Origin of the sequence: Anaerohalosphaera lusitana (assembly GCF_002007645.1) — a bacterium.
GTDB lineage: Bacteria > Planctomycetota > Phycisphaerae > Sedimentisphaerales > Anaerohalosphaeraceae > Anaerohalosphaera > Anaerohalosphaera lusitana.
This window is the reverse complement of the sequence record NZ_CP019791.1, coordinates 3,209,535-3,228,366: the sequence shown is the minus strand read 5'-3', so window position 1 is coordinate 3,228,366 and position 18,832 is coordinate 3,209,535. Positions and strand designations below refer to the sequence as shown.

General features: G+C 52.4%; 20 protein-coding genes. All 20 read left to right on the top strand.

The genetic code is table 11. The features are described from left to right. Nucleotides 1-3: 3 nt before the first annotated feature. The 20 genes from STSP2_RS12985 (at nt 4) to zwf (ending at nt 18,692) form a co-directional block, all read left to right on the top strand. A complete protein-coding gene (locus tag STSP2_RS12985) occupies nt 4-432 on the top strand; it encodes an ExbD/TolR family protein (RefSeq protein ID WP_146663184.1) in 429 nt (142 codons plus the stop codon). Continuing rightward, complete coding sequence (locus tag STSP2_RS12980; protein WP_169853206.1) at nt 429-2,792, top strand: hypothetical protein; 2,364 nt, start codon at nt 429-431, stop codon at nt 2,790-2,792. The genes STSP2_RS12985 and STSP2_RS12980 overlap by 4 nt, the downstream gene beginning before the upstream one ends. Next, nucleotides 2,789-5,143: a hypothetical protein gene (locus tag STSP2_RS12975; protein WP_146663182.1), complete on the top strand. Its 2,355-nt coding sequence runs from the start codon at nt 2,789-2,791 to the stop codon at nt 5,141-5,143. Before STSP2_RS12980 ends, STSP2_RS12975 begins: the two co-directional genes overlap by 4 nt. Beyond that, on the top strand, nt 5,140-5,937 hold the full coding sequence (locus tag STSP2_RS12970) for a hypothetical protein (protein WP_146663181.1): 798 nt from the start codon (nt 5,140-5,142) through the stop codon (nt 5,935-5,937). Before STSP2_RS12975 ends, STSP2_RS12970 begins: the two co-directional genes overlap by 4 nt. 143 nt (nt 5,938-6,080) lie before the next feature. Further along, nucleotides 6,081-6,503 carry a Fur family transcriptional regulator gene (locus STSP2_RS12965; protein ID WP_146663180.1) on the top strand — a complete coding sequence of 141 codons (423 nt, stop codon included), beginning with the start codon at nt 6,081-6,083 and terminating at the stop codon, nt 6,501-6,503. 31 nt (nt 6,504-6,534) lie between these two features. Continuing rightward, nucleotides 6,535-7,107, top strand: a complete 573-nt coding sequence (gene rbr / locus STSP2_RS12960) for a rubrerythrin (RefSeq protein WP_146663179.1) — start codon at nt 6,535-6,537, stop codon at nt 7,105-7,107. Nucleotides 7,108-7,225: 118 nt separating this feature from the next. Then, nucleotides 7,226-7,741, top strand: coding sequence for a thiol peroxidase (gene tpx / locus STSP2_RS12955; protein ID WP_146663178.1), 516 nt, complete (start codon nt 7,226-7,228; stop codon nt 7,739-7,741). 27 nt (nt 7,742-7,768) lie between these two features. Next, nucleotides 7,769-8,947: an FprA family A-type flavoprotein gene (locus STSP2_RS12950; RefSeq protein ID WP_146663177.1), complete on the top strand. Its 1,179-nt coding sequence runs from the start codon at nt 7,769-7,771 to the stop codon at nt 8,945-8,947. Nucleotides 8,948-8,991: 44 nt separating this feature from the next. Continuing rightward, the gene (locus tag STSP2_RS12945; protein WP_146663176.1) at nt 8,992-9,366 is read left to right on the top strand and encodes a desulfoferrodoxin; all 375 of its coding nucleotides are present in this window, start codon (nt 8,992-8,994) and stop codon (nt 9,364-9,366) included. A gap of 6 nt (nt 9,367-9,372) precedes the next feature. Further along, entirely contained in the window at nt 9,373-9,891 is a 519-nt protein-coding gene (locus STSP2_RS12940; protein ID WP_146663175.1) for a ferritin, read from the top strand. Further along, nucleotides 9,891-10,382 carry a ferritin family protein gene (locus STSP2_RS12935; protein WP_146663174.1) on the top strand — a complete coding sequence of 164 codons (492 nt, stop codon included), beginning with the start codon at nt 9,891-9,893 and terminating at the stop codon, nt 10,380-10,382. Before STSP2_RS12940 ends, STSP2_RS12935 begins: the two co-directional genes overlap by 1 nt. Nucleotides 10,383-10,418: 36 nt before the next feature. Further along, nucleotides 10,419-10,580, top strand: a complete 162-nt coding sequence (gene rd / locus STSP2_RS12930) for a rubredoxin (RefSeq protein WP_146663173.1) — start codon at nt 10,419-10,421, stop codon at nt 10,578-10,580. Between the two features lie 33 nt (nt 10,581-10,613). Continuing rightward, entirely contained in the window at nt 10,614-11,594 is a 981-nt protein-coding gene (locus tag STSP2_RS12925) for an RnfABCDGE type electron transport complex subunit D (protein ID WP_146663172.1), read from the top strand. Beyond that, nucleotides 11,591-12,199 carry an RnfABCDGE type electron transport complex subunit G gene (locus STSP2_RS12920; RefSeq protein ID WP_146663171.1) on the top strand — a complete coding sequence of 203 codons (609 nt, stop codon included), beginning with the start codon at nt 11,591-11,593 and terminating at the stop codon, nt 12,197-12,199. Before STSP2_RS12925 ends, STSP2_RS12920 begins: the two co-directional genes overlap by 4 nt. Next, nucleotides 12,196-12,822, top strand: a complete 627-nt coding sequence (locus STSP2_RS12915) for an Rnf-Nqr domain containing protein (RefSeq protein ID WP_146663170.1) — start codon at nt 12,196-12,198, stop codon at nt 12,820-12,822. The genes STSP2_RS12920 and STSP2_RS12915 overlap by 4 nt, the downstream gene beginning before the upstream one ends. 2 nt (nt 12,823-12,824) lie before the next feature. Then, nucleotides 12,825-13,412, top strand: a complete 588-nt coding sequence (locus STSP2_RS12910; RefSeq protein ID WP_146663169.1) for an NADH:ubiquinone reductase (Na(+)-transporting) subunit E — start codon at nt 12,825-12,827, stop codon at nt 13,410-13,412. Between the two features lies 1 nt (nt 13,413). Continuing rightward, nucleotides 13,414-14,514 (top strand): NADH:ubiquinone reductase (Na(+)-transporting) subunit F, encoded by a 1,101-nt coding sequence (locus STSP2_RS12905; RefSeq protein WP_146663168.1) that lies wholly within the window; start codon nt 13,414-13,416, stop codon nt 14,512-14,514. 9 nt (nt 14,515-14,523) lie between these two features. Next, nucleotides 14,524-14,988 carry a hypothetical protein gene (locus tag STSP2_RS12900; RefSeq protein ID WP_146663167.1) on the top strand — a complete coding sequence of 155 codons (465 nt, stop codon included), beginning with the start codon at nt 14,524-14,526 and terminating at the stop codon, nt 14,986-14,988. 121 nt (nt 14,989-15,109) lie between these two features. Continuing rightward, entirely contained in the window at nt 15,110-17,158 is a 2,049-nt protein-coding gene (locus STSP2_RS12895; RefSeq protein ID WP_146663166.1) for a thioredoxin domain-containing protein, read from the top strand. Beyond that, entirely contained in the window at nt 17,151-18,692 is a 1,542-nt protein-coding gene (zwf, locus tag STSP2_RS12890; RefSeq protein ID WP_205847899.1) for a glucose-6-phosphate dehydrogenase, read from the top strand. Before STSP2_RS12895 ends, zwf begins: the two co-directional genes overlap by 8 nt. The last annotated feature ends 140 nt before the right edge of the window (nt 18,693-18,832 follow it).

Sequence of the window (18,832 nt, the reverse complement as noted above, 5' to 3'; positions counted from 1 at the left end):
ACTATGAGACTACGAAGAAGCGACAAATACAGAGAACCGCACAAGCTGAACATGCCGGCCATGATCGACATAGTGATGCTGCTGCTCATATTCTTCATGTGCACATCAAATTTCGTTCAGCCTGAAAATCGTATGCAGGCGGCTCTGAGCAGGGTCGAACAGGGTGTCGGTCAGCAGGAATACATGGACAGCGTCGAAATTGAGCTGATCAGTGAGGCTGATCAACTGCGGATATTCTGTGACGGTACACTTTGTGACGGCTGGGCAGGTTTGCGAGAGAACCTGCGGATAAGACGCGAGATATCTGACATGGATGTCATTGTACGCGGCGGGGCGGGTGTGCCGTTTGAGAACATGGTCAAGGCAGTAGATATCTCTCATCTGCTCGGCTTTTCAAAGGTAGGGTTCAGCGCGAAAGGACCTGGTGAGTGAAGCAGGTGCTTTTTCATTCTGTTTTGGCGTTAATGTTGTTTCTCGGCATGGCAGTCGGCGATGAACAGCAGGGCGTCGAGGACCAGGTCAAGAGCCTCCTGGGCAAGGCGCTGGGTAGTGAGAGTATCGAAAAGGCCAGACCCTATTTGAACGAAGCGAGGCTGCTCTACGCTGCCAACCGAATGCGGCTTACCACCCTCAAGGCCGGTTTCCTCGGTGTGGACATGGACCAGGTCGAAGGACGCATCCATGCCAGAGAAGCCGCCGCCGGCGATGATTCAGCAGCAGTCAGGGCGATAGATCTCTTGAGCAGTTGCATTACCCGCTACGATGAGCTTGCGGATCAGGCGTCCGACGATGCGGATCAGCTCAGGACGCGATACCGCTGGGGACCGACTGAGCGCAGCCAGAGGTGGCGGGAGATAAAGGGTTACGGCTCGAGAGCCACCTATGCAAAGGCATGGTGCTGGTACGGAATCGGGCTGGCCGAAGACGGAGCGGACCGAACCGATGCGATGGAGGAAGCTATCGATCTTTTTAGAAGGTTCACGATAGGAGGCTATCAGGGCAGCGATATCGTCGCAGACTGTCTCCTTGGACAGGCCATGTGCTATTACGAACTGAACAGACATTACGAACTGATAAGCTGGCTTGAGGGTCAGTTCAAGACCGGCCAGATCGAACAGTCCCCGCTATGGCAAAAACTGCTGCTGATAACGTGCCGTTCTTATAATGAGCTCGGCATGTACCTGGAGCTCGAACTGAATTGCCAGGATTACTTCGACAACAACAGCACGCAGATACAGAGTCAGACCGATCTTCAGTTCGCGGTCATGCGTTTTGACGCATTGCGATTCATCTGCAGGCCCGGCAACCCCTACGCAAGCGGTTACATGAACAGACTCGAACAGACAGGCGAAGCCCTCTACACTCAGGGCGAGCAATGGCAGGGACATGTGCTCGCGGGGCTGGCCGACGGCGAATACGATATCCCTCTCGCCAGGCTCGCAAGGGCGCGCAAACTCCTGCTGAAAAACGAGAACGAACCAGCAGCCGAACAAGCCCGCAAAGGACTCGAGACCGCAGGTCCGCAGACTTCCCAACAGGTTCTAACGGCATTGCGGCACACCCGCTGCCTGGCTCTTGCAGGAACAGAAAAGCGGGCTGAATTTGCGCGGGCGGTGGTGGAATACATCGAGAACGCACCGCAAGCAACCGATGGCGAAGAACTGGCGGTCCTCGCGATCGGATCGCTGGTCAAAGCCTTCACCCAGGGCCAAACAGGACCCGAGAACGCGATCTCGCTGCTCGATAAGCTGGAAGACAGCTACAGTTCTGAGCGGGTCACAATGCACAGCCGGTACGCCCGAGCCGTTTTCATGATAGAAAGGAAAGAATTCGCCCAGGCAATGACGATCCTGGAAAGCATCGACCAGCCTGCCGATTCGATCAAACTTTCGTTTCTTTACAACAAGTCACTCGCAGCATTCAAAGCATCCGAGCTGACCGATGATCAAGACCAAAAGACAGTTCTGCTTGACAAAAGCGAGTCTGCCTGGCAGGAGCTGGCCAACGGACTCACCGAAGCAAAAGATAACGAAGCGCTTCGCCAAAAGGCGGTGCAACTGGGTTTTGTAATCGCAGAGGAAGTTTTCAACACCGGCACAGATGTGAGCATGGCTTTGCAGTTATGCAGCAAGCTCCAGAGCCTGGACGTGGAGGACGTTCTCGGCGACAAACTCAGTGCCCTGCAGATACGCGTGCGGGCAGCAAACACAGAGACCGGCGGGCTTTCGGAATATCTGCAGGAACTGTTGGCCGAGGACCAGGTCAGCGTCCAGGTGATCAGGTCACTCGTACAGGCAGGCGAAGCGTACGCAAGCGAAAAAGATGGGCCTCAGCAGCAGAACACAATATTTGAGGTTTACGAGCATGCATTGAAACTGTCACAGAAAGCATCAGAGCAGCTCGACGACGATCTTATGCTGCGTATCCGGTTCGGGCTGGCAAAAGCATATTCCAAGGTCGGCAAGTATGAACAGGCCCTGAATCTATTCGACAGGATCGAGGAAACAAAGGCAGGCCAGTCGGTGGAGGTGCTTGCCGCTCACGCAAGCGCTCTGGAAGGCGCGGGTAAGTTTCAGCACGCAGCCGACAAATGGAACGTCCTGGCCAAGGGTCTGCCTCAGGGCAGCGAGATGTGGTTCCAGGCCAACTACAATCTCATCGCCACCACCTACCAGGCAGGCCGGCAAGATCTTGCAGACAGGATGGCGAAATACTTTACTGTGAAACATAAACAGCATCTCAAAGACAACTGGACCAGGCAAATGAAACGTCTCCGTGAGGGTTGGGAATGAGTGATCTAAGAGTATTTTATCGCATTCTCGGCATAGCCCGGCACATAGTCGACCCGAGCTATTACCACATACTCGGCATCGATCGCAAGGGCTGCAATGCCGACGTGGTCCGCAGTGCGCTCAAGGCCCGCAAACGTGAGCTCCGCGAAAACATACCCGGCCCGGAGTTCATTCCCCTCGTAATGAAGTTCGAAAAAGAGCAGCTCGAGGTCGCGGCAGAAGTTCTCGCAGATGAACATAAACGGCGGGAATACGACAAGCAGCTCCTTCTCAAGCAGCGCCAGATCGAGAAGAAAACCGAAGAGAATGCCGCCTTGCTCGAGCGGACCCGCGCCGCAGTCATGAATGCCGTCAGCAGCGACGGTACTTTAACGCCGGCCCGACGAGTCGCGTTGGCAAAGGAACTACGTCAGATCGGCGTCGCCCAAAAGAACGTCGATGCAATCCTTGCACGCATTCCGCTCTCGAACAAAGAAGAAACCCAGATAGGTCTGAACGTATCTTTCTTCCGAGACGCTGTCAGCCTCGAAGCCAGCGACGGACCCTTGTCTCCCGAACAGTTCAACAAGCTGGTCAAGCTCGGCAAAAGGCTCGGCCTGACCGAAAAAGCCGTCTTCGAATGCATCGAAGAGGTCTCAGGCGACCACGTTCTCGAACCGGTAGAAAGACAGACCAAAGGCGATCCCTCGCATGCGACAGTCAGCCACCTCAGCGAGACCGATATCGATAGCCTGCTTGACCTCAGCGAAGACGGCGGGGCAACTGCCGGCGATGAGCTTGTGGACATCCCCCTCGACCCTGTCACGGAGGAGGAAACCGAGGATCAGATTGATCGCGACCGAACTTCATTATTCGAAGGATTTACCATCGACTGGGCGGCAGTCGTCAATTTTGCTGTCCCCGTTCTCTGTACACTCATACTCATTGGCGTTATCGCATTTCTCTCCTCCAATCGAGGTGATCAAGAGGTTGAAGAAGATCTGCCCCCGGACGTCAGATCCGAGCAACCCGAACCTGACCAGCCGGTGCAGGTTCCAGACGAAAATGATGCTCTCGATGTCCCGGAACAGCCAAGACCCCCGGAAAATGCGGTGCAAACCACTTTTCAAGCTCAGCCCATAGTTCCGCAAAAAGATGTTCCCCCGCCCAGTGAAGATTATGCATTTCTGAAAAGCGGCTCGGGCTATGGACTCGACAGAAAGGCCGCTATGGCAGACATTGGAATGGCCATGATGGTCTGTGCTCAAAAAGCATACGATTTTTGCGATCTGCCCTATGACCCCAATGTGCCTAAGTTCCCGCTGAACGAGGATTGGGCCGAACTGGTCGAACAGAGGATTACACTCGATCTCGATAGTGACGATGAGAACACCAGGCGCGTTACCGCCGAAGAGCTGGAGGAACTGCAAGGGCAGATGGCGGCGAGTGACAGGGTTGAAAGATACAAAGCAATAGAAAGGCTTGAAACTATCGGCAGTTCCAAAGCGGTGGACATATTGTTTGGTGCCGATAAGCAAGGTTTCAGCGGAGACCGCAAGACTATAAACGCTCGTCTGCGTGCGGTCAAACGCATCGGAGGCAGGGACAACGCCATAAGATTGGCAAATGCTATCTCTCAAACGGACAATCCTCTGATCTCACACCAGGTCTGGATAGCGCTTATGGATATGACGGGTATCGGTCCGGCTGACCCGGGTCATTTGAAACCAAGAAACACCGAGACGGAACGCAGGCAGTGCAGCGACTGGTGGTTGAATGCTGTCCGGGAAATGCAATTCACCGATCCTGACCAAACTCAATATCAACAGGGCAGACCGGCAGCAGCAGAATATGTAGATGCCGGCAAGTATTTCGCTTTCGGAGCGAGAAGCTGCGGTATAATTGGCCGGCTTTGCGAAATGAAGATGGCAAAGCAAAGCAACGAAACACGGCAGGGCGATGATGAATTTGACGTGCCGAATGAGTTCTCGCAGGTTGGTGAAGAGGCTCTGGCCCAGGCGGGCTATATGACGGATCAGATAGGGATCCTGGTTCGACAGCACATCCGGGCCGATGTATTTCGTGACGCGATAGCCTCCATCGAGCTTCAGCGCCAGGCCAGACGTTCATGCTGTCATACTTATCTGCAGAAGTTCGCGGTGGAGCTGGACAGCAGCGTCAGGCTGCTGGAAGTGCTGACATTGCAGATTGACGAGCGGGGCGAATATGTCAATGCCCTCGACAAACTGACGATGGACCACAGGACCCAGCTCCAAAACTGCACCAACATCATTGACGAAATCAGAGTAAACGCAATAGCTAATCTTCAAACCTGGGAACTGATCAACACGATCCGGGAGGAACAGGCATGAAACAGCGACAGGACTTGCTTTTACTCCTCTTTGGCGTCTTTGTACTTATCTGCAGTATATCTTTTACAGCAGCACAACCAGCCGGCACTATGGATGCGGAACAGTTGAGAATAGAGATCATGAGTTCGCCGTCCGGCTTCAATCTGACTTATCGCGAAATACTCCATGAAGATTTCAAAACACATGATCAGGCTGTCAGGAGATCTTTCAAGCAGTTGGCTGATGGTTTGGACTTCTACTTGAAGGGCGATCTGGTTCGTGCCCATCGGGAACTTGCTGAGGTTAGCCGGAACGCTCAGGTGAGCGACTATGCGGACTCATCGCTGCCGGGTTCTCTAAGTCTGCAGAGCATTTTGAATGAATCTTCAACTCGTCTTCCCGAACAAGATTGTTCCAAATGCGGCGGATTGGGGTATGTTGATTGCAGCGTGTGCGGCGGCAGCGGCTGGTCTGTCTGCCTGACTTGCCGCGGAGACGGCAAGATCGAAGACAGGGTCCGTTACAGGTCCCAGGCGGGCCAGATGGAAACCAAAGTAGTAGAGGCCCAGTGCCGTGACTGTGCAGGCCTCGGTGTCAGGCCCTGCGAGGAATGCGATATGCGAGGGATAATACCATGTGATGAATGTGGAGTCGAAAAACAGGGGTCAAAAGTTTTTGAACGTGATGTCGAACACGTAATAAAAATAATGCAGATTATAGAGCATGCCCGCTTTATTGCAGGTGGAGGTCTGGAATTCTTCAGCAGGGCGGGTCTGGCGGTTTCGCCTAAATTGAGCAATACCGTTGAATTCTAAGCTCTGAGGGAGATTTTTGTAAGATTTTCTGAAAATAAGTGTTGAACGTAAGAGTGAATCGTATATAGTAGTGGCTACGATAAAGCGTTTTATGGATAGGGAGCAATTCGTCATGAGGTTTTTATGCAAAGCGGGGGGATCTAATGGCTGAGACGAAATTTGAACAACTATGCAGAGACAAGGGCTTGAGGCTGACTCCGCAGCGAGCGGCTATATACCGGATACTTGCAGGCTCAAAAGAGCACCCATCTGCAGAGAGTGTCTGGAGAGAGGTAAGAAAAGAGATGCCCCGGGTCTCGCTCGATACGGTAAACAGAACCTTATTGACGTTTGCCGAAGCTGGGCTGGCCTTCGTTGTTGCCGGGTCAGGTGGTGCCAAGAGATTTGACGCAAATCTGGACAGCCACCAACATTTTAAGTGTGTTAAATGCAATGAAATTGTGGATTTTCATCACGAACCCTTTGACGATATCCTGGTGCCGCCCGAGCTTCCATCAGGTTTCAGGGTTTTACGGGCAACGGTTTATCTGGAAGGTTTGTGCGATAATTGTAAGGAAAATAATTAAGTAAATTGTTTTATTACCGGAGAAAGATGCTATGAGTTTAAAGGGTACACGGACCGAAAAAAATCTTCTGACAGCGTTTGCGGGTGAGTCGCAGGCTAGGAATCGATATACCTATTTCGCAAGCCAGGCACGTAAAGAAGGCTACCGTCAAATAGAGGCCATCTTCACAGAGACCGCAAATCAGGAAAAAGAACACGCAAAGAGGCTGTTCAAGTTCCTCGAAGGCGGTGAAGCGGAAATTCAGGCCAGCTTCCCCGCTGGTGTAATAGGAACCACCGTTGATAATCTCAAGGCTTCTGCTGCTGGAGAGGATTACGAGACCAGTGACATGTATCCCGGATTTGCGAAGATCGCTGATGAAGAGGGATTTGACAATATTGCCGACGTGTTCCGTAATATCGCCGTCGCAGAGGCCAGACACAGGGACCGTTATCTGAAACTGGCAAGCAGCATCGAGAACGGTTCGGTATTCAAGCAGGATAAGCCTGTCAGGTGGGCCTGCAGGAACTGCGGCTACATACACGAAGGCCCGGAAGCCCCCGAAGTTTGCCCGGCATGCGCGCATCCGCAGGCACACTTCGAGCTTGAAGCTGTTAACTTCTAATGGGTAACCATATTATTATACTGGGGATTTGAAGAAATTTAAGCTTGCGTAAATTCTGGTTTGCCGATAGCTTTAATGCTGTCGGCAAACTGGAGAAGCACTTTAAAGGAGACTAGCCATGAAAGAACGAAGCAACTTAGTGACGATGAAAGGCAATCCGGTAGTTCTGATGGGCGATGAGGTGCAAGTGGGGGATAAGCTGCCTGACAGCGAGCTTGTCAAAAACGATCTGTCACCAGTAAAGCTGTCTTCCTACCAGGACAAGATATTGATCATCTGTACCGTTCCGTCCCTGGATACGGGCGTGTGCGATGCTGAAACACGGCGTTTCAACGAAGAGGCGGCCAGCCTGAGCGATGATATCAAGGTTCTGACCATAAGCATGGACCTGCCCTTTGCCCAGGCCAGGTGGTGCGGGGCTGCAGGCATCGAGAATGTCGAGACGCTTTCCGACCACAAAAATTGCAATTTCGGACAGCAGGTAGGGGTATGCATAAAAGATCTGAGGCTCATGGCTCGGGCCGTGTTCGTAGTAGACAAGGATGGAACAATAAAATATACGGAGCTTGTTCCTGAGATCACAAACGAGCCCGATTATGATGCTGCGATAAATGCAGCTAAACAACTGGTATAGTTTATTAGTTTTGCCAGGAGGTGTACCGTGAGAAAGATAGCGGATAACATATACAGTGTGGGTGCGATCGACTGGGATCGACGGCTATTCGATGAGCTGATCCCTCTGCCGGACGGCACCAGTTACAATTCTTACCTGATCAAGGGCCAGGAAAAGACAGTCCTTATCGATACGGTTGACCCGGAGAAGACCGAGATACTGATCGATAATCTTGTCAGCGCGGGCGTGACCAAAATAGATTACATCGTCGCGCATCACGGCGAGCAGGACCACTCCGGAAGTATCAACGATGTGCTTTTGCTCTATCCGGACGCCAAAGTGGTAGCCAACGAGAAATGCAAGAAAATGCTGATCGATCTTCTGTGTCTGGACGAGTCGAACTTCCTGACTATTAAGGAAGGCGATACCCTCTCGTTGGGCGACAGGACGTTGGAGTTCATCGACACGCCATGGGTACACTGGCCCGAGACATTTTCGACATATCTGCAGGAGGACAAGATACTGTTTCCCTGCGACTTTTTTGGTTCGCATCTTGCGACCAGTGATATTTTCGTTGAGAACGAGTCGGCCATCTATGGCCCCGCGAAAAGATATTACGCAGAGATCATGAGCCCGTTCAGAAGGCAAATACGCGGCAATCTCAAGAAGCTGGAAAAATTCAATATTGAGATGATCGCTCCAAGTCACGGGCCGGTTTACAAAAACCCGAAGTTCATCATTGATGCATACGCGAAATGGGCCAGCGAAGACGTGAAAAACTATGTCATGCTCCCCTATGTTTCGATGCACGACAGCACCCGCAAGATGGTGGAGTACTTCTCACAGAGCCTGATGGACAGGGGCGTGAAAGTCGACGTGTTCAACCTGACCGATGTTGAGCTGGGCAAACTCGCGATGGGACTTGTCGATGCCGCGACGATCGTTCTTGCATCCCCGACTATGCTTATAGGGGCGCATCCGTCGGCGGGATACGCAGCTTTTCTCGTAAACGCATTACGGCCGAAGACGAAATTCATGTCGATAATCGGCTCCTACGGCTGGGGCAGCAAAATGGTCGACCAGCTAACTGGCATGATGTCGCAGGTAAAGGCCGAGATCATCGAACCGGTGGTCACAAAGGGTTACCCCACTGAGGACGATTACGCAAAGCTTGACGAACTGGCTGACGCTATCGTCGCCAAACACAAGGAAGCTTCGCTGATGTAGCGCTGAGATACAAACATTGTTTTAACATTTCGAAAGGAAGGCATATGGCTGAGAGACTCGAAGTTTATAAATGTAATATCTGTGGTAATATCGTTGAGGTTCTAAACGGCGGCGACGGAGAGCTTGTATGCTGCAACGAACCAATGAAAAAACTTGCCGCGGCAACCGAGGACAAGGGCAAGGAAAAGCATGTACCAGTCATAGAAAAGACCAATGGCGGCTACAAGGTTAAGGTCGGCAGCGTCCAGCATCCAATGGAAGATGAGCATTACATCCAGTGGATCGAACTGCTGGCTGACGGCAAGTCATACAAGCAGTTCCTAAAGCCTGGCGACACTCCCGAAGCAATGTTCAAGGTTGAAGCGAATTCTGTCACCGCTCGTGAACACTGCAATGTTCACGGACTGTGGAAAGGATAGAGAAAGATGGTACCTGAAAAAATTGAAAAGGCCCTTAACAGCCAGATAAATGCAGAATTGTACTCAGGTTATATGTACCTTTCGATGTCTGCATATTTCGAAGGTATGGATCTGGACGGGTTTGCCAACTGGATGAGAGTCCAGGCCCAGGAAGAACAAAGTCACGCGATGAAAATTTATGATTTTGTGAATTTCCGCGGGGGCAAAGTCAACCTGACTGCGATCGATGGTCCGCCCACTGAGTGGGCGAGTCCTCTGGCTGTACTCGAGGCGACACTTGAGCACGAGCAGAAAGTTACCGGCCTCATAAACAAGCTGGTCAAGCTCGCTCGTGAAGAAGATGATTATGCAACCGAAAATTTCCTGCAGTGGTTTGTAGATGAACAGGTCGAAGAGGAAGACAACGCCGGCAAGCTCGTAAGTCAGCTTAAACTGGTCGAAGGCAACCCCCAGGCCCTGTTCATGATGGATAGAGAACTTGGTCAACGTACTTTTACGCCTGAAGAGGCAGAAGGAGAAGCTTGATGAGCATTACGTTCAATGCTGATGAAATTTTTGAAATGGCCATTGAGATAGAGCGCAATGGCGCTAAGTTCTATCGTAAAGCAGCGGACAATTCGTCCGACCCTGAAACGAAGAAGATGCTCACTTCGTTGGCTGAGATGGAAGATGGACATGAAAAAACTTTTCTCGAAATGAGGGAAAGCCTGAATGAACTTGAGAAGGAAGAAAACACCTTCGACCCAGAGGGCGAAGCCGAGATGTATCTGCAGTCCATGGCTTCCGCACACGGCTATGAGGGTAAAAAGTCTCTCGACGAAACTTTGACCGGCAACGAAAGCCGTGAAGAGATCCTCAGAGCGGCCCTCGGCGCTGAAAAGAACTCTGTTGCCTTCTACCTCGGCATCAAGGATATCGTTCCGCAGAAGGCAGGCAAGGATAAGGTCCAGAACATCATCAGAGAAGAGATGAGCCATATTCAGACGCTCAATAAGGCCCTTGCTTCTATCAGATAATTTTACTTTATACTAATTTGACAACAAGGAGTTACCATGAAGAAGTATCGTTGCTTAATGTGCGGCTATATTTACGACCCCGAGAAGGGTGACCCGGCCAACGGCGTCGATCCAGGCACCGCGTTTGATGATATACCGGACGACTGGGTGTGCCCGGATTGCGGCGCAGGCAAGGAAGAATTCGAGCCTGTTGACTAACAGCTTGATACGGATCTAAACCAATCTTCTTCGATGATTAAGTACAGCAGTATTTTACGCAGACAGGTTGCGATGCGAAGGGTCCTGATCGCAAGTATTCCACCCGCGATCGGTGCCGTCTATTTCTTTGGATGGCGTTCCCTCGTTTCGCTCCTTGTCTGCTGTTTAACTGCCTTCATAGTCGAACACCTGTTCTGCCGAAAGCGGGGCCAGCCCGTCACAGAGGCTGCCTTCGTAACGGCCGTGCTGTTCTCACTCGTCATCCCCCCGCACACGCCATGGCACGTACAGATTATCGGGGTTAGCTTCGCGATCATGTTCTCCAAGGAAGTCTTCGGAGGATTCGGCAAGAACTTCTTCAATCCCGCACTTGCCGGCAGATGTTTTGTCTATATCTCTTTCCCCGTCGCTCTGACCGCAAAATGGCCCCCGTCAGCACCGCTCGGCGGCTGGGGTGCACTAGGCCAATGGAGCACAGGAACGAACACCGACGCTATCACCTCCGTCACACCTATGGCGGCCATGAAAGCCGGCGGCGACATACCCGCTGCGTTCGATCTGTTCTTCGGCGGCATCAGCGGCAGCGCAGGCGTCACCTCGGCAATGCTCATACTAATCGGCGGCCTCTATCTCTATTATACCAAAACAGCAAGCAGAACGACCATCCTCTCTGTAGTCATAAGCTACGCCGTCCTCAACCAGATACTCGCCTCCGCCGGCGTCGTGAACATGGATTACGCATGGACGGCTCTGCTGGGCGGCGGTTTCCTTTTCGGCGCATTCTACATGGCGACCGACCCCGTCAGCTCGCCCCGCACAAACTGGGGCCGAATATACTACGGCATCATCATCGCCCTGTGCACCACGGTCATACGCAACTTCTCCATCTTCAACGGCGGCCTGATGTTCTCGATCCTTCTCGGCAATATGTTCGCCCCGATCATCGACTACGGCGTCAAAAGTTACGGCAAACGCAAGAAAGCCAAACTCGCAGCGGCAGGGGGTGAGTCATGACCAATAAAGTCTGGTATCCCGTTGTATACATGTTCATCGTGACTGCCTTTTTCAGCTCCGTACTTATCGGCTTCACTTTCTCTACCCAAGAGCGGGTCGAAGCGAACGAACAGATAGCCTTCGAGCGTGCAGTGCTCGAAGCCGTCGCAAGAAACGGCGACCTCAAACGTCAGCAGGTACACGATAAATTCGTCGAACTGATGCAGGGACCCAAAGAAGACGGCTCTTACGAATTGGTGGAGGACGGTGAAACAAAAGGCTACGCACTGCCTGTCGCGGGCAAAGGATTCTGGGCGCCGATCAGAGGCGTGATCGGTTTCGAAAAGGACCGCAAAACCATCACCGGCATAGCTTTTTACGAGCAGAACGAAACCCCTGGTCTCGGCGGCAAGATCATGGAAGAGGATTGGCGCCGGCAGTTCCAGGGCAAGGTCATAGCTCAACAGGGCAAACCTTTGCAGATAGAGCCATACGGCTCCGAGCTCGATCAGAACGAGGTCGAGGCCATAACAGGCGCAACCCAGACGGTCAAACGTCTCGAAGTACTCATCAACGAAGACATACAGCAGTGGAAGGGCGGATCAACAGAAACGGATAAGTCATGACTAACGGAGAGCAGGCAAAAACAACCGGCGGCATCATGGTCCAGGGTCTGTGGTACAACAACCCGGTCTTCCGGCAGATCCTCGGAATTTGCAGCACCCTTGCCGTCACCAATGTCGTCATGAACACCCTCGTTATGTGCGTTTCGCTGACTCTCGTACTGACGTTCAGCGCCCTGACCGTTTCCGCTCTCCGCAAGGTGACTCCCCACAGCATCCGAATGATGGTGCAGACGCTCATTATAGCTTTCTACGTCATCATCGTCGATGTGATCCTCAAGGGCTACTGGCCCGAAATGAGCGAAAACCTCGGCCCCTATGTCGGCCTGATCATCACGAACTGCATCATCATGGGGCGCTGCGAAGGCTTCGCACGCTCGAACCCGATATGGCCCTCCATCGTCGACGGCTTTTCCAACGGCGTCGGCTATTCCATGCTGCTGCTGGTCATTGCAACCAGCCGCGAGCTCCTGGGCATGGGAAGCATCCTGGGCTATCCGATGCCGTACTTTTCGACCATCTGGGACAAGTGGACCATCATGGTCATGCCCCCCGGAGCCTTCTTCGCTCTGGCGTGCACCATCTGGCTCTGCAGGTCGTTCAAGCCCAGAGAGGAGGCTAAATAACCATGGAAGAATTACGAACAGCACTGACGGTCGGTTTCGCAGCCATTTTCACCAACAACATACTGCTCGTATATTTTCTCGGTATGTGCCCGTTCACGTCCGTTTCACGTGAGGTCAAGACCGCCATGGGCCTGGGCTTTGCCGTCATATTCGTGATGACCTGCACATCACTGCTGAACTGGGTCGCTTATCATTATGTGCTTGTGCCTCTAGAACTGGAATTTTTCCGCTTTATAATGTTCATCATCGTCATCGCTGCCTTCGTGCAGTTTGTCGAGATGGTCATCGAGCGTTTCTCACCCGTTCTCTACGCCAATCTTGGCATATTCCTGCCGCTGATCACCGTAAACTGCGCCATCCTCGGCGTTTCGCTGTTCATGGTTATTCGTGATTATTCGTTCATCGTCACCATCGCGTACGGCTTCGGCAGCGGAATCGGCTGGCTGCTGGCGATCCTGGCAATGGCGGGCATACGGCAGCGAATGAACACCGCAAACGTACCCGAGGGCCTCCAGGGACCGGGCATAACCCTGATCATCGCGGGACTGATGGCACTGGCGTTTATCGGTTTTACGGGGGTGTTGAGCTAAAATGATGACCGTTGTGCTTTCAGTATTGGCAGTCAGCAGCATAGGAGCCGGACTTGCGCTTCTGCTGGTGATATCTGAAAAGACAGTCGGCAACTACGGCGAATGCACAATAGATGTAAACGGCGAAGAAGAGATAAAGGTCCAGGGCGGCAAGTCGCTGCTCAGCGTCCTCACCGATCAGAAACTTTTCGTTCCCAGTGCCTGCGGCGGACGAGGTACCTGCGGCCTGTGCAAGCTCAAGGTCCCCGAAGGCGCAGGACATCTCATGCCGACAGAATTGCCGTTTTTAGAGAAAGACGAAATAGAGAACGACTATCGACTCGCCTGCCAGGTCAAGGTGCGAAACAACCTCAGCATACTTGTTCCGAAGGAGCTGCTCTCGGTTAGCGAATTCACTGCAAAAATCGCCGAAATCAAGGACCTCACCCACGATATCAAGCAGTTCAGATTCGAACTGGTCGAACCCGACAGAATTGATTTCACCCCCGGCCAATACATCCAGCTAAAGACGCCCTCATACAAGTCCGGCATCGAAGAAGTATATCGTGCATATTCCATTTCCTCGGATCCTGCTGACAAAAACGCCGTCGAAACCATAGTAAGGCTCGTGCCCGGCGGGATCTGTACTACCTGGCTGTTCGAATATATCGGTCTGGATGATGAAATCACCATGAACGGCCCTCACGGCGAGTTTCACCTCAGCGATACCGATGCACCAGCGATCTTTATCGCCGGCGGTTCGGGCATGGCCCCGATCAAATGCATTCTGCACCACATGAAGAACATGGATATACAAAGGCCCGCTACCTACTTCTTCGGGGCCAACAAGGTCAAAGAACTGTTCCTTCTGGACGAGATGAAACAGTTCGAGCAGGAACTCGCAAATTTCAAGTTCGTCCCAGTGGTAGCAAGTCCCGAAGAGGACGAGCAGTGGGACGGAGAGACCGGGCTAGTCACCGATGCGGTCCGACGCAATGTCTCGAACGCCGCCGAATGCGAAGCTTACCTGTGCGGCAGTCCGGGCATGATCGACGCATCCGTCAAGGTGCTCGGCGAACTGGGAATGGCTGAGGATAAGATATTCTACGATAAATTCGCATAGGGGAATGCTGTGAAGAAATCGCCTGACATGGAAAAGCTTGAAAGCGTCCTGCGGTCCTCAAAGCTTGTCGCTGGTGGATTTCTGGGCGATGACCCTCGTGACCTCACCGAGATACTGGACACCGATGCAGCAGCAGTTGAGCACCATAATAAAACGCATAAACAGATAGCCAAACGTATGCGCGAATTGACCGAAGCAGGCATCGCCCGCCTGGGCATGCTGGCTGAGGTTGAAGGCGAGCTCGAGGTCATGGTCGACGAGGCGAAGGGCATACTCGTCTGCCCCTGGCCACACAGCGGCAGATTCGCAAAGAGGATCACAGCAGTCAGAAACAAACGCACCGGCCAAACTATCCAGTGGTCGGACCTCAATATTCATCTGATCGAAGAGCACGGCTTTTACGAGGGCAAAGGTTCCGCATGGCGGCTTGAGCCCGATGAGCTCATAAGGGTTGTTTTCCCAAATTCGGCTTAACGGGATGACTTCTCGTCTTTTTTGCGTGCTGGTAGCTGTTTGGTGCGTAAAAACTAAGTTAGCTGCGTTGTTTTGCTTCTGATTACAGCTTTTGTTTGAAAGACTAGTGGAGGTTACAACTATGAAGTCCAGTGCTGATAATACTGTCAAAAAGGGAGGATATCGCCTCGCCGAAGCATCCAGTCCTTACCTGAGATCACATGCCGAAAATCCCGTCGAATGGTATCAGTGGGGCGAGGACGCGTTCAAAAAAGCCGTCGACGAAGATAAGCCTGTATTTTTGTCTGTCGGATATTCTTCCTGCCACTGGTGTCATGTCATGGCCCAGGAAAGCTTCAGCGATCCCGAGATCGCATCCATACTCAATACGCACTTCGTTTCGATCAAGGTTGACCGTGAGGAACGCCCCGATGTCGACAGTATCTACATGCAGGCAGTTCAGGCGATGACGGGCGGCGGTGGTTGGCCCCTGTCTGTATTCCTCACGCCTGACAAGCAGCCATTCTACGGTGGAACATACTTCCCCCCGCGCGATGCAGGAGGTCACGCGGGTTTTGACAGGGTGCTGCTCGCCCTTGTAGAGGCCTGGAATAACCGTCGTGAAGAATTGATCACATCAGCCGGCAGATTTACGAATCTGCTTATCAGTCAGCTTGCCAATACACCCGCCAAAACCGACCTGAGCGATCAAATGCTCGATATGGCGTTTAAGGAGCTGCATACGAATTTTGACAGGAAAAACGGCGGTTTTAATGCTGCTCCAAAGTTCCCCCAGCCCGGTAATCTGTCGTTCCTGCTCATCTATTGGTACCGGACAGGAAATCAGGATGCATTATCGATGGTGGGTCAAACTCTCAATAAGATGGCTCAAGGCGGCATCTATGACCAACTAGGCGGCGGGTTTCACAGGTATGCCACCGATGCGAAATGGCAGATCCCGCACTACGAAAAGATGCTTTACGACCAGGCCCTCCTCGCAAAAATATATCTGCAGTTCTATCAGATTACCGGCGAGCAATTCTACGCAGACGCAGCACGCGAAACGCTGGATTACCTCATCAGGGACATGCAGTCACCGCAGGGTGGATTCTATTCCGCCGAAGACGCCGACAGTGAAGGTGTTGAAGGCAAATTCTATCTCTGGACCAGAGAAGAAGTGGCTGACGTGCTTGATGGCAAGACGGCTGATATAGTTTGCGATTATTTCGGCATCTCTGACCAGCCGTCCACACTTTCAATTAGCGGGGATGTTTCCGAAGTCGCCCCGAGACACGAAATCAGTGAAGCTGACTATGAAAAACTTATATATTCGGCGAAGAAAAAGTTGTTCCAGGCCAGAAAGACAAGGACAAGGCCAGCCAGAGATGAAAAAGTCATAACCGCATGGAACGGCCTTGCGATCTCGGCTTTCGCCGCAGGCGGCAGAGTTCTCGGTAATGAGAATTACCTCGACGCAGCAAGACGGGCGGCGATCTACCTGCTTGACGATCTGGCGGAGGGCACACAGTTGCGACGGCACAGCTTCGAGGGGGCAAAGATAGGACGCGGCACGCTGGAGGATTATGCATTCCTCGCACGGGGTCTGCTTGATATTAATCTGGCGGATATCAGCCCCGAATGGCAGGACAGGACCGTTGAACTGATCGAGGAAATGCTTGACAAGTTCCAGGCCCAGGACGGCAGCTTCTATCTGACGGACGAGCAGAGCGATTCGCCTTTAATGAGATTCAAGCCTGACTACGACGGCGCCCTGCCCAGCGGCAATTCTATTGCTGCAGAGGTTCTGCTAAGAGCGGCCTGCCTTGCGGACAGACAGGATTTCATGGATCGAGCGGAGCAGTTGCTCAAGGCCTTTTCGGGCAGATTTGAAACCGTCCCGACATCACTTGCAGATATGCTCACAGGACTTGACTACAGACTCGGCCCCGTCAGTTCGATTCGAATAGCACCCGGCGAGCAGGGGCCCGAGGTCACGGAAATGCTCGATGCAGTCAACGAAAGGTTTCTGCCTCGAACCTGGTGGAAGGTTGAAAGTGAAGTCGAAACAAAGGACAACAGCACCACGGCATATATTTGCATTGGTAAAGCATGCCGTGAGCCCGTCACGGACATGGAGGTTTTCAGAAAAGCAATCGATGAATTAGCGGGAAAGGAACCGGAAAATGCCTGAGGTGCAGCCGACGGTGGACAACCAGGAAATGGCTTGTGCGGAAATACCCGGCCAGCCGTACGGCCTTGTAGTGTTTGGTGCTTCGGGAGATCTTGCCCGCCGAAAACTGTTCGGCAGTCTGCACGATTTGTATGAGCGAGGTCTGCTGTCGGATAAATTTTACCTTATGGGTTGCGGCCGAACGCAATTCAGTGATGAGGAATTTCGTTCGGTCGTTCGGGAGAGCGTCGAGAAAACGGCCCAGAACAGAGACGTATCGGAAAAATTTCTTACTCGGATGTTTTATCTGTCCGGCCAGTACGATGATCCCAAGTTCTACGAAGATATAAAGGCCCGACTCAAAGAGCTGGACGGTAAATATGCGGTAGGGGGCTGTCATATTTTCTACCTTTCTGTGCCGCCCAAAATATATGCCGATGTCGCCGAACACCTGGGACAGGCCGGCCTGTCGAAGCCGATATCCTGCGAATGTCCCGGCCAGCCGCGGCTGGTAATTGAAAAACCGTTCGGACACGACCTGGAGACCGCAAGAGAGCTCAACAGGCGTATAGGCGAGCATTTTCATGAATCTCAGGTCTACAGGATCGATCACTATCTGGGCAAGGAAACCGTGCAGAATATTCTTATGTTTCGGTTTGCTAATACAATTTTTGAACCTGTATGGAACCGAAACTACGTGGATCACGTTCAGATAACCATAGCCGAGTCGTTGGGTATAGGACACAGGGCAGGATATTATGAGAGTGCAGGCGCAGTTAGGGATATGTTCCAGAATCATATGCTTGGTATGCTGGCGCTGGTGGCGATGGAGCCTCCGGCCTCATTTGAGGCGGACCATATACGCGATGAAAAGGTCAAACTGCTCAAATGCATTCGGCCTCTGGAAGATGAAAACATTGATTCTGCAGTCATTAGAGGGCAGTATGCTGCTGGTGAGGTAGAAGGCGAGGACGTAGTGGGCTATCGCCAGGAAGAAGGCGTTGCAGAGGATTCGCGGACGGATACGTATGTAGCGGCGAAATTATTGGTTGATAATTGGCGGTGGAAAGGTGTGCCGTTCTATCTGCGGACCGGAAAACGGCTGCCGGCGAGATTGACAGAGGTAGCGATCACATTCAAGACAGTGCCTCATTCGATGTTCGCGGCGGTGGGATTGGACGAGCTGCCGGCGAATACGATAGTGTTGAAAATCCAGCCTGATGAGGGCATAAAACTGAGTTTTCAGGCCAAGAGGCCGGGTTCGAAGGTGTGTATGACGACTCTGAACATGAATTTTGACTATGCAAAAGTGTTCGGCAGCGGAGCCCCGGAGGCGTATCAGAGGCTGCTGCTGGACAGCATGGTGGGTGATCAGACGCTGTTTACGCGGCAGGATGATGTGGAGCTTTCGTGGAAATTGCTGGATCCGGTGATCAAAATGGCGGATTCTGGAGCAGGTGAGTTGTATGAGTATGCGGCTGGAACGGCTGGGCCAGAGTCCGCGGACAGGCTGATCGAGGCAGATGGACGGAAGTGGCGGCCGTTGATGTCTTAGTAGGCAGCAGCAGCTAACATGTTATGCAGCAATGGTTTAGCGGTTTATAATTGGATGGAAAATTTTGGATTTTTGTGTTATCGACACCAGCGCAGCCAGTGGGTTTATAGCATATAAATGGTGAAACATTTTAGGGAGAT

Coding starts and splice junctions, on each gene's coding strand:
- STSP2_RS12985 (WP_146663184.1), top strand. CDS start 4: ATGAGACTACGAAGAAGCGACAAATACAGAGAACCGCACAAGCTGAAC.
- STSP2_RS12975 (WP_146663182.1), top strand. CDS start 2,789: ATGAGTGATCTAAGAGTATTTTATCGCATTCTCGGCATAGCCCGGCAC.
- STSP2_RS12970 (WP_146663181.1), top strand. CDS start 5,140: ATGAAACAGCGACAGGACTTGCTTTTACTCCTCTTTGGCGTCTTTGTA.
- STSP2_RS12965 (WP_146663180.1), top strand. CDS start 6,081: ATGGCTGAGACGAAATTTGAACAACTATGCAGAGACAAGGGCTTGAGG.
- rbr (WP_146663179.1), top strand. CDS start 6,535: ATGAGTTTAAAGGGTACACGGACCGAAAAAAATCTTCTGACAGCGTTT.
- tpx (WP_146663178.1), top strand. CDS start 7,226: ATGAAAGAACGAAGCAACTTAGTGACGATGAAAGGCAATCCGGTAGTT.
- STSP2_RS12945 (WP_146663176.1), top strand. CDS start 8,992: ATGGCTGAGAGACTCGAAGTTTATAAATGTAATATCTGTGGTAATATC.
- STSP2_RS12940 (WP_146663175.1), top strand. CDS start 9,373: ATGGTACCTGAAAAAATTGAAAAGGCCCTTAACAGCCAGATAAATGCA.
- STSP2_RS12935 (WP_146663174.1), top strand. CDS start 9,891: ATGAGCATTACGTTCAATGCTGATGAAATTTTTGAAATGGCCATTGAG.
- rd (WP_146663173.1), top strand. CDS start 10,419: ATGAAGAAGTATCGTTGCTTAATGTGCGGCTATATTTACGACCCCGAG.
- STSP2_RS12925 (WP_146663172.1), top strand. CDS start 10,614: ATGATTAAGTACAGCAGTATTTTACGCAGACAGGTTGCGATGCGAAGG.
- STSP2_RS12920 (WP_146663171.1), top strand. CDS start 11,591: ATGACCAATAAAGTCTGGTATCCCGTTGTATACATGTTCATCGTGACT.
- STSP2_RS12915 (WP_146663170.1), top strand. CDS start 12,196: ATGACTAACGGAGAGCAGGCAAAAACAACCGGCGGCATCATGGTCCAG.
- STSP2_RS12910 (WP_146663169.1), top strand. CDS start 12,825: ATGGAAGAATTACGAACAGCACTGACGGTCGGTTTCGCAGCCATTTTC.
- STSP2_RS12905 (WP_146663168.1), top strand. CDS start 13,414: ATGATGACCGTTGTGCTTTCAGTATTGGCAGTCAGCAGCATAGGAGCC.
- STSP2_RS12895 (WP_146663166.1), top strand. CDS start 15,110: ATGAAGTCCAGTGCTGATAATACTGTCAAAAAGGGAGGATATCGCCTC.
- zwf (WP_205847899.1), top strand. CDS start 17,151: ATGCCTGAGGTGCAGCCGACGGTGGACAACCAGGAAATGGCTTGTGCG.